Annotated in this window: 14 protein-coding genes; 6 read left to right on the forward strand and 8 right to left on the reverse strand. The window is 72.9% G+C overall.

Features of this window, described 5'->3' with window-relative positions; translation table 11 throughout:
• Together ACZ418_RS01845 and ACZ418_RS01850 are read right to left on the reverse strand one after the other, a co-directional pair.
• A complete protein-coding gene (locus ACZ418_RS01845) occupies nt 1-1347 on the reverse strand; it encodes an ABC transporter substrate-binding protein (protein WP_468355386.1) in 1347 nt (448 codons plus the stop codon).
• Nucleotides 1348-1398: 51 nt separating this feature from the next.
• Nucleotides 1399-2610, reverse strand: a complete 1212-nt coding sequence (locus ACZ418_RS01850; protein WP_468355389.1) for an ROK family transcriptional regulator — start codon at nt 2608-2610, stop codon at nt 1399-1401.
• 222 nt (nt 2611-2832) lie between these two features.
• Here ACZ418_RS01850 and ACZ418_RS01855 point away from each other — a divergent pair, with 222 nt between their 5' ends.
• Entirely contained in the window at nt 2833-3429 is a 597-nt protein-coding gene (locus ACZ418_RS01855; protein ID WP_468355392.1) for a hypothetical protein, read from the forward strand.
• A gap of 83 nt (nt 3430-3512) precedes the next feature.
• Here ACZ418_RS01855 and ACZ418_RS01860 read toward each other — a convergent pair whose 3' ends face one another.
• Nucleotides 3513-4622 carry a mechanosensitive ion channel family protein gene (locus tag ACZ418_RS01860; protein ID WP_468355395.1) on the reverse strand — a complete coding sequence of 370 codons (1110 nt, stop codon included), beginning with the start codon at nt 4620-4622 and terminating at the stop codon, nt 3513-3515.
• Nucleotides 4623-4946: 324 nt separating this feature from the next.
• Here ACZ418_RS01860 and ACZ418_RS01865 point away from each other — a divergent pair, with 324 nt between their 5' ends.
• On the forward strand, nt 4947-5483 hold the full coding sequence (locus ACZ418_RS01865) for an HNH endonuclease (protein ID WP_070027169.1): 537 nt from the start codon (nt 4947-4949) through the stop codon (nt 5481-5483).
• 97 nt (nt 5484-5580) lie between these two features.
• Here ACZ418_RS01865 and ACZ418_RS01870 read toward each other — a convergent pair whose 3' ends face one another.
• From ACZ418_RS01870 to ACZ418_RS01880, 3 genes are read right to left on the reverse strand one after another with little or no spacing between them, the layout of a single operon-like run.
• Entirely contained in the window at nt 5581-6972 is a 1392-nt protein-coding gene (locus tag ACZ418_RS01870) for an ABC transporter permease (RefSeq protein WP_468355398.1), read from the reverse strand.
• Nucleotides 6969-7667 carry an ABC transporter ATP-binding protein gene (locus tag ACZ418_RS01875; protein WP_468355401.1) on the reverse strand — a complete coding sequence of 233 codons (699 nt, stop codon included), beginning with the start codon at nt 7665-7667 and terminating at the stop codon, nt 6969-6971. The genes ACZ418_RS01870 and ACZ418_RS01875 overlap by 4 nt, the downstream gene beginning before the upstream one ends.
• Nucleotides 7664-8197: a PadR family transcriptional regulator gene (locus ACZ418_RS01880; RefSeq protein ID WP_468355404.1), complete on the reverse strand. Its 534-nt coding sequence runs from the start codon at nt 8195-8197 to the stop codon at nt 7664-7666. The genes ACZ418_RS01875 and ACZ418_RS01880 overlap by 4 nt, the downstream gene beginning before the upstream one ends.
• A 164-nt stretch (nt 8198-8361) precedes the next feature.
• Between ACZ418_RS01880 and ACZ418_RS01885 the strand changes: the two genes are divergently transcribed.
• The 3 genes from ACZ418_RS01885 to ACZ418_RS01895 are packed head-to-tail and all read left to right on the forward strand — an operon-like array spanning nt 8362 to nt 11077.
• The gene (locus ACZ418_RS01885; RefSeq protein WP_468355407.1) at nt 8362-8652 is read left to right on the forward strand and encodes a hypothetical protein; all 291 of its coding nucleotides are present in this window, start codon (nt 8362-8364) and stop codon (nt 8650-8652) included.
• The gene (malQ, locus tag ACZ418_RS01890; RefSeq protein WP_468355409.1) at nt 8653-10743 is read left to right on the forward strand and encodes a 4-alpha-glucanotransferase; all 2091 of its coding nucleotides are present in this window, start codon (nt 8653-8655) and stop codon (nt 10741-10743) included.
• Between the two features lie 58 nt (nt 10744-10801).
• Nucleotides 10802-11077, forward strand: coding sequence for a hypothetical protein (locus tag ACZ418_RS01895; protein WP_468355412.1), 276 nt, complete (start codon nt 10802-10804; stop codon nt 11075-11077).
• A gap of 106 nt (nt 11078-11183) precedes the next feature.
• On the opposite strand, the gene ACZ418_RS01900 is transcribed toward ACZ418_RS01895, so the two are convergent.
• Complete coding sequence (locus ACZ418_RS01900) at nt 11184-11762, reverse strand: TetR/AcrR family transcriptional regulator (protein ID WP_468355415.1); 579 nt, start codon at nt 11760-11762, stop codon at nt 11184-11186.
• 128 nt (nt 11763-11890) lie between these two features.
• Between ACZ418_RS01900 and ACZ418_RS01905 the strand changes: the two genes are divergently transcribed.
• The gene (locus ACZ418_RS01905; protein ID WP_468355418.1) at nt 11891-13378 is read left to right on the forward strand and encodes an FAD-dependent monooxygenase; all 1488 of its coding nucleotides are present in this window, start codon (nt 11891-11893) and stop codon (nt 13376-13378) included.
• Nucleotides 13379-13514: 136 nt separating this feature from the next.
• Here ACZ418_RS01905 and ACZ418_RS01910 read toward each other — a convergent pair whose 3' ends face one another.
• A complete protein-coding gene (locus tag ACZ418_RS01910) occupies nt 13515-13991 on the reverse strand; it encodes a DUF1203 domain-containing protein (protein WP_468355421.1) in 477 nt (158 codons plus the stop codon).
• Nucleotides 13992-14021 lie beyond the last annotated feature (30 nt).

Below are 14021 nucleotides of genomic sequence, written 5' to 3' on the forward strand. Positions count from 1 at the left end.
CTACTTCGCCTGCGCGATGTCCGTGTCGATCTGTGCGGCCGAGTTCTTGAGACCGGCCTTCAGATCGGTGACCTTGCCGCTTTCGTAGTCGTAGCCGAGCTGCTGGATCGTCACCAGGTACTGGCCGCCGTTGATGGAGGCGGGAGTGGTGGCGGAGTTCGGATTGGCGGCGATGTCCAGGAAGGTCTTGAAGCGCGGGTCGTACTTGAGCTTCGGGGACTTCAGCGCGGCCAGCGTGGAGGGCACGTTGTGGATGTCGTTGGCGAAGCCGACCACCGCGTCGGTGTTCGTGGTGATGTACTTGACGAACTCCCAGGCCGCGTTCTGCTTGTGGCTGCCGGCGGCGACGCCCGCGATGGTGCCGGTGATGTAGCCCTTGCCGTACTGCGCGATCCGGTCGTCGGGCACGGGCAGCGGGGCGACCCCGATCTGGAACTTCGGCTTGGCCTGCTCGGCCATCCCGAGCCGCCACTCGCCGTCGAGCTGCATGGCGACCTGACCGGTGTGGAAGGGGTGCTTGGGACCCCATTCATCACCCAGCGTCGCCCGGAACTTCTCCAGCTTCTGGAATCCGCCGAGTTCGTCCACGAGCCGCTTCTGGAGCGCGAAGCCCTTTTCGAACGCCGGGTCCTTGGCGAGGTTCGACTTGCCGTCCTTGTCGAAGTACGTCGGCGAGAACTGGGCGAAGTAGTGCTCGGTGGTGGTCTCCCAGCCGTGGTAGTCCGGCATGAAGCCCAGCTGCTTGTACGAGTCCCCGTCGGCGATGGTCAGCTTCTTGGCGTCGGCCTCGAACTCGGACCAGGTCTTCGGCGGATGCGCGATACCGGCCTTCTCGAACGCCGTCTTGTTGTAGTAGAGCCCGTACGCGTCACCGAGCAGCGGCACCGTGCAGCGGTTGCCGTCGAACTGGGTGTATTCGTTCATCGTCTTCGGGAACGTCTTCGCGGGGTCGATCCCGGACTTCTTGAAGAAGGGGTTGAGATCGACCAGAGCGCCCGAGGAACAGAACTTGCCCACATTGTTGGTGGTGAACGAGGAGATCACATCCGGCGCCTTGTCACCGCCCGACCGCAGCGCCTGGTTGATCTTGTCGTCGGTCATGTTGCCGACGATGTTCACATGGATGTTGGGGTGCGCCTTCTCGAAGCCGGCGACCAGGGACTTGACGGCCTTCACCTCGTTCGGCGCGCTCCAGGCGTGCCAGAAGTTGATCGTCGTGTCCTTCGAGGCGTCGTCCGTCGCACCGGAGCCGGACTGCCCGGTACAGGCGGTGGCGGCGAGGAGCAGGGCGGAGGCAGTCAGGGCGAAAGCCGCTTTTCGGGCGACTTCGGGTATGGCTGTGGGCATGGCGAGGTCTCCCAGGGACGGGTGAACGGGAAGAGGAGGTGCTGCCGGGGGTCAGCGCGAGGTGTCGAAGACCTCGTCGCGGGTGGTCACGAGCGCGGACTCCAACGCGCCGCGCAGTACGGGGTGTTCGTGGACGTCGCCGACGACCAGTCGGGGGCGGGCCGCGGCCAGCTCCTCCAGCTCGGCCTGGACGAGGGCGCGCAGCACCTCGCCGCCGGCCGTCAGGGCGGAGCCGCTGAGGACGACGAGTTCGGGGTCGAGGACGGAGACGAGCGAGGCGAGACCGGTGGCGAGCCGGGTCGCGTAGGTCCGGAGCAGTTCCCGGTAGGGACCGGAGGTGTGATCGGCGCCCCGGGCCACGAGCTCGGCGGCGACCTCGGTGTACGGCCCCGACGGCACATCCGGGATGCCGAGTTCCCGGGCCAGCTTCGGTACCGCCTGGGAGCCGGCCAGCTCCTGGTAGCCACCGCTGTTGGCCTTGGTCACCTGCCGTACCAGGGGCGTGCCCGGCACCGGCAGGAAGCCGACCTCGCCGGCGCCGCCGGTCCAGCCGCGGTGCAGCCGGCCGCCGAGGACCAGGGCGGCGCCGAGCCCCTCCTGGTTCCACAGCAGGACGAAGTCGCCGTGGCCCCGGGCGGCCCCGAGCCGCTGTTCGGCGAGGGCGACGAGATTGACGTCGTTCTCGTACTCCACCGGCATCGGCAGGGCGCCGGCGAGCTCGTCGAGCAGGGTGGGGGAGTGCCAGCCGGGGAGGTGGGAGGCGTAGCGCAGCCGCCCGGTGTTGGGGTCGAAGGCGCCCGGGGTGCCGATGACCAGCCGGTGCACATCGGACCGGGCGAGCCCGGCGGCCTTGACGGCGCCGTCGAGCGCGTCGGTGACCTGCCGGACGACGGGTTGGGCGGGCCGCCGCCCGGGGGTGGGCAGCTCGTACTCGCCCACCGTCCGGCCGGTGATGTCGGCGACCGCGGCGCGGATCCGCTCCGGGGTCACATCGAGCCCGGCGGCATGCGCGGCCGTGGGGTTGACGGCGTACAGCTGGGCGTTGGGGCCCGGCCGGCCCTCGCTGGTGCCGGTGACCCGGACCAGTCCGGCCGCCTCCAGGCGGGCCAGCAGTTGCGAGGCGGTGGGCTTGGACAGGCCGGTGAGCTTCCCGATCCGGGTGCGCGACAGCGGCCCGTGCTCCAGCAGGAGGTCCAGAGCGGCGCGGTCGTTCATGGCGCGCAGCACGCTCGGGGTGCCCGGCGTACCGGCGGTTCCTGCCATGGGGTCGACACCTGCCTTTCCAGCCGCCCAGCTTCTCAGTGACCTGGCCGGAGGTCCAGTCTTGATCACCGACCGCCCTGGAGATCACTGTTAGGAAACTTTCCTATTGGCGTGGGAGGAACGTAAGCCCAGGACGAAGGGGGCGTCAATAGACAACGGCGCCGGGGAGACGGAGTCGTTATCTCAAGGGGCGGGGGTGTACATCCCCTTCACGACTTGCTGATGTTTGATCCGCCGGTCCGGGCGCGCGGCCCGGCCGTCGACGAGCGGATGGTGAAGGTGCCCGACCGAAGACTCCTGCGGAAGCTGTGGACGGCCACGATGGTCGACTTCCTGCCGCTGATGATCACGCTGAGCCTGTTGAACGCCTCGGACGACGGAGTGTCGTGGTCGGCGGTCGCCGACGTGGCCCTGCAGCTGGCCATCTGGGCTTTCGTCTGCTTCTTCTTCGCTCTCTACCTGTACCGCGCCCTGGCCCGCCGGGCCCGCGGCACCGGCATACCGCTCACGGCCGAGGTGCCGGCCGCCACCCAGCGGCACGCGTTTCCGCCCGACCACGCCGCGCGTCTGAGGGCTGAACTGTCTGCGTCGGAGCGGGCGTGGGACGTGCTGAGCGGCGAGGAACTGCACTTCCGCTGGCGCCCGTTCCGCGGGCGGCGCTCCGTCAAGGGCACGGTGACCTTCGACGAGTCACCCTCGACACCGCACCCTTCGTCACCGGCTGACCAGTGGGGCCGCCTCGTACGCCGCCAGGAGCCGGACGGGCTCCATACGCTCCATGAGGTCCGGTTCCTCGAGGTGGTCGGTGCTCATGGGTAGAACGATGGGGCACCCCCTGCGCTCCCCGCGCCGGAATGCCCCACCTGGTCACTCGAACGAGTGTGCTGAAACCGTTCCGCTCGCTACTTGCCCGGAGGCGTCGGCCGCTGCGCGGCGATCGGTGCCGTAGCCGCCGCCTGCGGCGAGTCCGCGTTGGCGAACACCGACGGGGCCGCCACCACCGCCGTCGGGTCGGCGGGCTCCTCCGCGTCCTCCACGGACGTGGCGCCGCCCACGATGCGGATGCTCGCCGCGTCGAAGGCGCGCTTGATGCGCCAGCGCAGCTCGCGTTCGACCGTCAGCGCCTTGCCGGGCATGGTCTTGGCCGAGACCCGCACCACCATGGAGTCGATCAGGACCGAGTCCAGGCCGAGGACCTCGATCGGGCCCCACAGCAGCTCGTTCCAGGGCTCTTCCTTGCTCATGTGCTCGGCGACCTCGTCCAGCGTCGCCTTGACCCTGTCCAGGTCCTCGCTCGCCCGCACCGTCACGTCGACCCCGGCCGTCGCCCAGCCCTGGGAGAGGTTGCCGATCCGCTTGACCTCGCCGTTACGGACGTACCAGATCTCGCCCTCGGCACCGCGCAGCTTGGTCACGCGCAGCCCGACCTCGATCACCTCACCGGTGGCCACACCCGCGTCGATCACGTCACCGACGCCGTACTGGTCCTCGAGGATCATGAACACGCCGGAGAGGAAGTCGGTGACCAGGTTCCGGGCGCCGAAACCGATCGCCACACCGGCCACACCGGCCGACGCCAGCAGCGGCGCCAGGTCGATCTTGAAGGTGGACAGCACCATCAGCGCGGCCGTACCGAGGATCAGGAAGCTCGCCACCGAGCGCAGCACCGAGCCGATCGCCGCCGACCGCTGCCGGCGCCGCTCGGCGTTGACCAGCAGCCCGCTCAGCGCGGTGCCGTCCACGGCCTCGGCGGTGCGGCCCATCCGGTCTATCAGCTTGGTGATCGCCTTCCGCACCGCCGCGCGCAGCGCCACCGCCACGACCACGATCAGCAGGATCTGCAGCCCCATCGCGAGCCAGGTCGACCAGTTCTGCTCGACCCAGCTCGCCGCGTTCGTCGCGCTCTGCTGGGCGTCCTGGAGCGACGGCACGGCCGGTGCCGTCTCGGACGGAGCGGGGGACGGGGTCGGCGACGCACCGGCGGCCAAGAGGACGGCGGGCAAGGACGACACGGCAGGTACCTCCAGGTGCTGCACGGTCCGTGCCGGCGGGCGGTCAAGGTCTTGAAGGTCACGAGAAGGTCACCGGACGGACAGGGCCACCACACTAACGGGGCATTGTGTGTGCATCGCGCGGATCCGCCAAGGAGGGGCGCAGGAGAGACGGGACTCACCCTGGCTTGAACCGGCCATGATCCGGGGGATGAATCAGGTGTGGTCGAAAACACTCCCAGCCCGTTACCGGGACATGGTGGCGCTTCCACCAGGCATGAGGGGAGACTGACTGCAGATCGTCCCGGCGCGAGCCACGCGCCGCCGACGCCCAAGGAGGCACCCGTGCCGCATGTCCTGGTCCTCAACGCGTCGTACGAGCCACTCGGCGTCGTACCGCTCCGCCGCGCGCTCGTCCTCGTACTGGAGAACAAGGCGGTCTCCCTCGAGGAATCCGGCGCCTATATGCACAGCGCAACCGTCACAGTCCCCGCACCCAGCGTGGTCCGGCTCAAGCGATTCGTCCGGGTTCCCTATCGGGGGCCCGTTCCACTCACCCGACGCGCTCTCTTCGCGCGCGACGGGGGCCGGTGCATGTACTGCGGTGGCGTCGCAACCAGCGTCGACCACGTCATCCCGCGCAGTCGCGGGGGCAAGCACGTCTGGGACAACGTGGTGGCCTCCTGCCGCCGCTGCAACCACGTGAAGGCCGACCGTCACCTCGTCGAGCTGGGGTGGCGTCTGCGGCACAAACCCGCCCCGCCGACCGGGCTGGCCTGGCGCATCATCGGCACCGGGCATAGGGATCCGCGCTGGCTGCCCTACTTGCAGCCCTACGGCGCGGACGATGCCATGGCCCGGATCGACGGCATTTCTGCCTGACGATCCGGGCCTTCGCGTACCCGTCCGGCCCCCGCACACGCGAGGTGAGCGCGCGAACCGGCTCCGGTGGTCCCCTGTGCCCCCGGAGCCTTCGGGCTCACGCGTACCGCAGCTCCCCCGGGTGTGCCGAACGGCGCAGCATGGGCAGCGAGGCGGCTGCCGCCAGCAGGCAGCAGGCGTACACGCCCACCGGCACCAGCAGCGCGGTGCACGGCACGGCCTGGGTGAGCCGGCCCTCGGTGAGCGAGGCGTACCAGACGCCGATCGCCATGCCACCGGCGCCCGCCAGCACGACCGCCGGGGCCAGCGGCAGCGCCGTCTCCAGCAGCAGCGCCCGGCCGAGTACCGCCCGGGGCACCCCGGAGGCGACCTGTGCGGCCAGGCCCCGGCGGCGGTTCGCCACCGACTCGGCGGTGCCGACGGCGAGGCCGGAGAGCGTGATCGCGAGGCCCACGAGGATCGCTACGGCGGTCAGATCGATGCCTGTCGTGTAGAACGCCATGTCCGTGCCGAGCTGGTGGTCGCGGCTCATCTGGTGCAGGTGCGCCAGGAGTGTCCCGCGGACCCCCATGAACCCCGTGCCGACGATCGTGACCAGCAGCACCGCAGCGTGGGTGCGGGCCGCCGCCCAGGGGTCGGCGCGCAGCCGCTCCGCCGCGATCAGCGTCGCCGCGGAGCGGGCCCGGCCCGCCAGCAGCCGCCCGACCGCCCCGGCCGTGCCCCCCGCCAGCCACACCGTGCCCCCGCCGACCGCGAGGACCAGTGCGAACACCGTCAACGGCACCCGCCCGCGGTCGGTGCCGGAGGTGTTCGCCACGGCCCACAGCGCCAGCAGCAGCACCAGCAGCACACCGGCGGCGAACAGCAGCCCCGGCCCGCGCCCGCTGCTCGGCCGTACCCGGCGCACCCACCCCAGCGGCGAGGCCACCACCCGGCGCAGCGCCAGCGCCCCCGCCGCCGCCCCCAGCACCGGTATCCCCAGCAGGATCAGCACGGTCCCGGCCCAGGCCCAGGCGGTCGGGCTGCTCCACACGCCCAGCAGGACGGGGACGCAGACGGCGGTGGCGCCGGCCGAGCCCAGCAGACAAGCCACCCCTGTCTCCAGCGCGGCGACCCGGCGCACCTGCGCCGGGCCGGCGCCTGCCAGCCGCAGCCCGGCCAGCCGCCGGTCACGGTGCACGGCGCCGATCCGCGCGCACTGTCCGAGGAACCCCAGCACCGGCACCAGCAGGAGCAGCAGGCCGACGACCACTCCCGAGCGCTCGCCCGGGTCGTCCAGCAGGCCGTCGCCGAAGGACACCCGGTACTGCCCGTGCAGGGAGGCCAGCGCGACCGCCGCGAGCGCGAACCCGGTGGCGAGCGCGGCCCCGGCCGCCGTCAGCCCGAGCCGCCACCACTCCTGCCGGTCCGAGCCCCGGACCAGCTGCCAGGCCAGCCGGACGTCGACCGGCACACCGGCCCGGGTCCCGGGGAGCGCCTGCCCCGTCATGCCGTCACCTCCGCCGGCACCACGGCGCCGTCGCTCAGCCGCACCTCGCGGTCCGCGTACGCCGCCACCTGGGCGTCGTGCGTGATCAGCAGCACCGCCGCGCCCGACTCGCGGGCCGTGTGGACCAGGGCCGTCATCACCTGCTCGGTCGCCAGCGAGTCCAGCGCGCCGGTCGGCTCGTCGGCGAAGACCACCCTGGGGCCGGTCACCAGCGCCCGGGCCAGGGCGACCCGCTGCGTCTGGCCGCCGCTCATCTCGCCGGGCCGCAGCGCCTCCTGCCCGCGCACCCCGAACCGCTCCAGCCACTCGCCGGCCCGCTCCCGGGCCTCGGCGCGGCCGGCGCCCGCCAGCATCAGCGGCAACGCCACGTTGTCCCCGGCGGTCAGCTCCGGGATGAGCTGGCCGAACTGGAAGACCACGCCGAAGTCGGTACGGCGCAGCTCGCTCAGCCGCTTCTCCGGGAGCCGGTCCAGCCGCTGCCCGGCGTAGACCACCGAGCCCTCGTCCGGGCGGACGATGCCCGCGAGGCAGTGCAGCAACGTCGACTTGCCGCTGCCGCTGGGCCCCGTCACGGCGAGGATCTCGCCGGCGTGCAGGTCGGCCGAGGCGCCGCGCAGCGCCCGGGTCCTGCCGTGGGCCTTGACGAGGTCCCGGCCGGTGAGAACCGGGACCGAGGTGTCCCCCTTGTGGGTCATGCTCCGTCGACCTCCGCGGTCAGAGTGGTCAGCCGGGCCGCCGTGGTGTTCATCCAGCGGAGGTCGGCGTCGAGGTGGTTGAGGGCGTAGTCGGCCGACAGCACGGTCGCCAGATCGGCGTTCCGGTCGGTCTTGACGGCCGTGAGCTGCCGCATCCGCTCCATGTGCGCGGCGCGCTGGGCGCGCAGATAGCCGGCCGGGTCGCCGCCGGCCAGGATCGACACGACGACCTTGGCGAAGATCTCGTTCGTCACGAAGGGCGCCGGCGGGGCGATCTCGCCCGCCCAGCGGGCCAGTTCGCCCGAACCGGCGTGCGTGGAGCGGTACAGCGTGCGCTCCGGACCGCCGTCCGCGTCGGTGCCCTCCACCTCCGCGAGGCCGTCCCGGACCAGGCGCTGCAGGGTCGTGTAGACCTGCCCGTAGGCCAGCGGACGGGCCTGCGGGAAGCGTTCGTCGTGGCGTCGCTTCAGGTCGTAGCCATGGCTCGGCCCTGCCGCGAGCAGCCCCAGAAGGATGTGACGGGTGCTCATGCCGATCATTATGCACTCGATACATGTACTGAGTGAATAGTGATCGGCGATCGTCGGGGAGGTGTGTTCGAGCAGCTCTCGGGAGTGCCCACGCCGTCACGGGGTAGGCCTGCCGTAATCCGTTCAAAACCGCAGCATCCGACCGCCCCCCGAAGGAGGCCCCCGTGGCCGCACCGGCTCGACTCCCGATCCCGGCGCAGTGGAAACCCGAGGCGGACCCGTCCGCCCCGACCGACGACGCGCTGTGCGTGTTCAGCGCGGAGAGCGCCTGCGCCCAGGCCCCGCTGACCAGCGAGCCGCCCCTGCCCGACGCCGAGCCCCTGACCAGCGAGCCGCCGCTCGCCGAGGCCACCCCGCTGACCAGCGAGTCGGACGCCTTCGGCGCGGGGTCGCACGAATCCGACAGCTACGGCGGGGGGTCGTACGAGTCCGGCGCCCTCGGCGCGAGGCCGTAGATGAGCGCGGCGTTCGAGGACTTCGCGGACGCGGACCTGTCCCGGCTCGCCGGGCTGCACGGGGTCGCCACCTCGTACAGCCCCGCCCCCGGCCGCGACGTCCCGGTCCCCGCCTCCGCCGTGGTCGCCGCCCTGGCCGCCCTCGGGGTCGACGCGGCCGGACCCGACGCCGTACGCACCGCGCTCGCCGCACGGGAACGCGAGCTGCGCGAGCGCCTGCTGCCGCCGACGCTCGTGCACTGGGCCGGCGACCAACAGGGCCCCGCCGCCCTCGCCGCGCTGCCGCCCGGCACCCGCCTGCGCGTCGAGACCGAGGCGGGCCAGGAGCAGGACACCGCCGCGGACCTGCCGCTCGGCGTGCACCGGGTGACCGCCGCCGCCCCCGACGGCCGCACCGGCCACGCCCACCTCGTCGTCGCCCCCGACCGGCTGCCCGCCCCGCCCGGCCGCTCCCACGGCCTCCTCGTCCAGCTGTACTCCCTGCTCTCCCGCCGCTCCTGGGGCATGGGCGACCTAGGTGACCTCGCCGAGCTGGCCGGCTGGGCCGGACGCACCGCCGGTGCCGGATTCGTCCAGGTCAACCCGCTGCACGCGGCCGTACCCGGCGCCCCCACCGACCCCTCCCCCTACCGCCCGTCCTCGCGCCGCTTCCCCGACCCCGTCCACCTGCGGATCGAGGACATCCCCGAGTACGCGTACGCCGCCGACCGCGAGCGGCTGAGCGCCCTGCTGGAGCGGGCCGAACGGCTGCGCGCCGCCGTCCTCGACAAGGGCGCCCTCATCGACCGGGACGCGGTGTGGGCGCTCAAGCGCGAGGCACTGGACCTGGTTCTGGCAGTCCCCCTCGGCCCCGGCCGCCAGGCCGCCTACGACGACTTCCGTGCCGCCCACGGCCGGGCCCTCGACGACCACGCCACCTGGTACGCCCTCGCCGAGATCCACGGCTGCGACTGGCACCGGTGGCCATCGGGCCTGCGCGACCCCCGTTCGGCCGAGACCGCCCGCGCCCGCGCCGACCTCGCCGACCGGGTCGAGTTCCACGCCCGCCTCGCCTGGCTCACCGACGGCCAGCTCCGGGCCGCCCAGCGCGCCGCCCGCGAGGCCGGCATGTCCGTCGGGATCGTGCACGACCTCGCCGTCGGCGTGCACCCCGTCGGCGCCGACGCCTGGGCCCAGCAGGACGTGTTCGCGGCCGGCATGTCCGTCGGCGCCCCGCCCGACGCCTTCAACGCCCGCGGCCAGGACTGGGGCCTGCCGCCCTGGCGCCCCGACCGGCTCGCCGCCACCGGCTACGCCCCCTACCGCGAACTGCTGCGCGCCCTCTTCCGCTACGCCGGCGCCCTGCGCATCGACCATGTGATGGGCCTGTTCCGGCTCTGGTGGGTCCCCCAGGGCAGCCCGCCCACCGGGGGCACCTATGTCCGCTACGACGCCGACGCCATGCTCGCGATCCTCGCCCTGGAGGCCGGACGCGCCGGAGCCGTCGTCATCGGCGAGGACCTCGGCACCGTCGAACCCGGCGTGCGCGAGACGCTGCAGCGGCGCGGGGTGCTCGGCACCTCGGTGCTGTGGTTCGAACGCGACTGGGAGGGCGACGGACGCCCGCTGCCGCCCGAGCGCTGGCGCGCCGACTGCCTGGCCACCGCCACCACCCACGACCTGCCGCCCACCGCCGCCCGACTGACCGGCGACCACGTCGACCTGCGCGACCGCCTGGGCCTGCTCACCCGCCCGGCGACCGAGGAACGCGCCGAGGCCGTCGCCGACGCCGCCGAGTGGCTCGCCCTGCTGGGCAGCCTCGGCCTGCTGGACCTGGGCGCCGCCGGGCCGCCCGGCTCCGACGAGGAGGAGGAGATCCGAGCCGTCCACCGCTTCCTGCTGCGCACTCCGGCCCGGCTGATCGGCGTCTGGCTCCCGGACGGCGTCGGCGACCGCCGCCCGCAGAATCTGCCGGGGACCTGGGACCAGTACCCGAACTGGCGACTGCCGATCGCGGACCCCGAGGGCCGGCCCGTGCCCCTGGAGGAACTGACGGCCTCCCCTCGGCTGCGGGCACTACTCCATGTGTTCGAGCAGGCCAGGGGCGCGTGAACCCGCCGTACGGGACCCCGCGCGCGCGGCCTTCCGGGTGGTTCGCTAACTTGAGATCGTGGACAAGAAGAACGCCCTGCGCGCCGGCGCCCTGGCCGCCGGTACGACGCTGATGATGCTGCTCATGTCGTCCCCCGCGCTCGCGCTGACCCGCGACGACGGCGACGACCCCGGCCCCGGCCTGAGCGTCATCCAGACGCTGGGCCTCTATGTGCTGATCCCGATCGCGCTGTTCGTGGTCATCGCCGGTCTGGTGATGGCGCTGGACAAGTCCAAGATCCGGACCCTCAAGCCCTCGTCCAACGTGAAGCCCGGGGCCGACGCCAAGGCCTGACCGGACACCGGTTCTCTCGCCGGGGGCGCCTGTCTTCCCGCCGGTACGCGCGTGCTGCCGTACCCGGGTGAGGTCGGCGCCCTCGGCGTTTTGCCTTCCGCGCGGCTCAGGGGCTCGGTGCGGTCAGGTACCGCTGTACGGTCGGCCCGAGCCACGCGAGCAGTTCCTCGCGGGGCAGCTCCCGCGCCGCCGGCAGCCTCAGCACATAGCGGGTCAGGGCCAGCCCGAGCAGCTGCGCGGCACACAGTGCGGCCCGCGCCGGGACCTGCTCGGGGTCGGGGCACACCTGCCGGGCCAGCGGCAGCAGCTGGTCCCGGAAGATGCCCTGCATCCGCTCGGCCCCGGCCTCGTTGGTGGCGCCGACCCGCAGCACGGCCGTCAGCTCCTCGTTCTCCTCCCACACGCCGAGGAAGTGGCTCACCAGCGCCCGGCCCACCTCCTCCCGTGGCACGCCGGTCAGATCGGGCAGCCGCAGATCCAGCGCGACGGCCGCGGCGAAGAGGCCCTCCTTGCTGCCGAAGTAGCGCATCACCATGGACGGGTCGATGCGCGCGTCTTTGGCGATCGCGCGGATGGTGGCCCGCTCATAGCCGTCGGCGGCGAACCGCTCGCGGGCGGCGTCGAGGATGGCCGTACGGGTGGCGTCGGAGCGGCGCGCCTGGTTCGTCTTTGTGCTGCCGGTCATGCCAACGAGCGTAGGTCAACGCACGTGGGCCAACAACTGTTGACTTCTTCGGCTGCACGCTCCTACTGTTGCCAACAAGCGTTGACCAACGTGCGTTGGCCAACAAGCGTTGGCACCCAGGAGGCACCATGACCGGCACCACTGGCAACAACGGCACCACCACCCCCGAAGTCACCGGCACCACCGGAACCGTCATCGTCGTCGGCTCCGGCCCCACCGGCCTGCTCCTCGCCGGCGACCTCGCGGCCGCCGGCGTCCCGGTCACCGTCCTCGAAAAGCGCCCCCACGAGATCAGCAACCTGTCCCGCGCCTTCGTCCTGCACGCCCGCACCCTCGAACAGCTCGACGCCCGAGCTCTCGCCGACGACCTCGAAAAGGCCGGCCGGCCCCTCGACCGCCTCAACCTCTTCGGCCGGCTGACCATCGACCTCGCCGCCCTCCCCTCCCGGTTCAACCACCTCCTCGTCCTGCCCCAGTACGAGGTCGAGAAGGTTCTGGAGCGCCGGGCGGTCGAGGCGGGGGCCGACTTCCGGTACGAGACCGAGCTGACCGGGCTCACCCAGGACGCCGACGGGGTGACCGTGGCGGCGCGCGGGCCCGAAGGGCGTACGGAGACGCTGCGGGCGGCGTACGTCGTCGGCGCCGACGGCATGCGCAGCGCCGTGCGGGACGCGATCGGGCTGCCCTTCCCGGGCCGGTCGGTGATCCGGTCCGTGGTCCTCGCCGACGTCCGGCTCGCCGAGGAGCCGCCGACCCTGCTCACCGTCAACGCCGTCGGCGACGCCTTCGCCTTCCTCGCACCGTTCGGCGACGGCTACCACCGGGTGATCGGCTGGCACCGCGGCCGCAACGTCCCCGACACCGAGCCGCTGGACCTGGCGGAGATCCAGGAGATCACCCGGCTCGCCCTCGGCCGGGACTTCGGGATGCACGACGCCCGCTGGATGTCCCGCTTCCACAGCGACGAACGGCAGGCGCCCGCCTACCGGGTCGGCCGGGTCTTCCTGGCCGGCGACGCCGCGCACGTGCACACCCCGGCCGGCGGCCAGGGCATGAACACCGGCCTGCAGGACGCGGCCAACCTGAGCTGGAAGCTCGCGGCGGTCGCCGGCGGCCACGCCGACCCCGCGCTGCTCGACACCTACCAGGCCGAGCGGCACCCCGTGGGCAGGTCGGTACTGCGCAGCAGCGGCGGGATCGTCCGCCTCGCCATGGCCAAGCGCCCCTGGACCCTCGCGGCCCGCGCCGCGCTCACCACATTCCTGAACGCCGTCGGCCCCGCCCGGCGCAAGGTCGCCGGCCAGGTCACCGGCGTCGGCTACCGCTACCCGGCCCCGCGCGGCGCCCACCGCCTCACCGGCGCCCGGGTCCCGGACATCGCCCTGGCCGGCGGCGGCCGCCTCTACGAAGCCCTGCGCGGCGGCCGGTTCGTACTGATCACCCCGGAGCCGTACGAGGCGGAGCCCGGCCGCGCGGACCGGCTGACCGTGGCGCACTGGGCGAGCGACCGCCGTACGACCGTGCTGGTCCGTCCCGACGGACACGCGGCCTGGGCCGCCGACCCGGCCGGCGCGGCGGACATCGAGGCGGCGGTCGCCGCGCACGTCGGCGGCTAGCGCGGCGGCTCCAGGGTTCGGGCAAGGTCGGGACCTGCTGATCGACCACGCCTGCGCCGGCCCCGGCCTGCCCGCCGAGCTCGTGGCCGCGGCCCGCCGCGTCCAGGACGGCTGAGGTTCCCTTCCGCTGCGAGCCTCAGCCCCGCCGCACCTCGTACAGAAAGCACCCGTACTCCACCGCCCGCACCTGCACCACCGCCACCTCCGGGTCGGCGAAGGCCTCGGTGAGGGCGGACGGGAAGTCGTCGTCCGTCAGGCGGCCGCCCAGGATCCGGCCGTCGGCCGAGTAGCGGCGGAGCACGCGGTGGGCGTTCGTGAAGGGCAAGGCGGGGTCGGACGACGGGCCCGGGCAGTCCTCGGCGTGGACGAAGACCGGGCCCTGCTCGTCGTACGCGCCCGGATCGGCGCCCGTCTCGGCCGCCCAGCGGCGCAGCGGCGCGTACGAAACCAGCGCGATCCGCTCGCCGGGCTCGCTGTGGCGCAGGCAGCAGCGCAGCGGGGCGCCGCCCTCCTCGTCGGTGAAGGGGGCCGGGGGACGGCCGGCGTCGTCGGCGGTCCGCAGCTCCTTGAGAACCGGGGGCTGGATGGGACGTGCGGTGTGTGTCGTCGTCATGCCTCCAGCGTCCTGCCGCGACGCCCCGCT

This window comes from Streptomyces sp. NPDC030820, assembly GCF_055572075.1.

Excerpts from the sequence above, each read along its gene's own strand:
- ACZ418_RS01855 (WP_468355392.1), top strand. The coding sequence starts at position 2,833 with ATGTTTGATCCGCCGGTCCGGGCGCGCGGCCCGGCCGTCGACGAGCGG.
- ACZ418_RS01880 (WP_468355404.1), bottom strand. The coding sequence starts at position 8,197 with ATGAGCACCCGTCACATCCTTCTGGGGCTGCTCGCGGCAGGGCCGAGC.
- ACZ418_RS01875 (WP_468355401.1), bottom strand. The coding sequence starts at position 7,667 with ATGACCCACAAGGGGGACACCTCGGTCCCGGTTCTCACCGGCCGGGAC.
- malQ (WP_468355409.1), top strand. The coding sequence starts at position 8,653 with ATGAGCGCGGCGTTCGAGGACTTCGCGGACGCGGACCTGTCCCGGCTC.
- ACZ418_RS01910 (WP_468355421.1), bottom strand. The coding sequence starts at position 13,991 with ATGACGACGACACACACCGCACGTCCCATCCAGCCCCCGGTTCTCAAG.
- ACZ418_RS01845 (WP_468355386.1), bottom strand. The coding sequence starts at position 1,347 with ATGCCCACAGCCATACCCGAAGTCGCCCGAAAAGCGGCTTTCGCCCTG.
- ACZ418_RS01870 (WP_468355398.1), bottom strand. The coding sequence starts at position 6,972 with ATGACGGGGCAGGCGCTCCCCGGGACCCGGGCCGGTGTGCCGGTCGAC.
- ACZ418_RS01900 (WP_468355415.1), bottom strand. The coding sequence starts at position 11,762 with ATGACCGGCAGCACAAAGACGAACCAGGCGCGCCGCTCCGACGCCACC.
- ACZ418_RS01905 (WP_468355418.1), top strand. The coding sequence starts at position 11,891 with ATGACCGGCACCACTGGCAACAACGGCACCACCACCCCCGAAGTCACC.
- ACZ418_RS01850 (WP_468355389.1), bottom strand. The coding sequence starts at position 2,610 with ATGGCAGGAACCGCCGGTACGCCGGGCACCCCGAGCGTGCTGCGCGCC.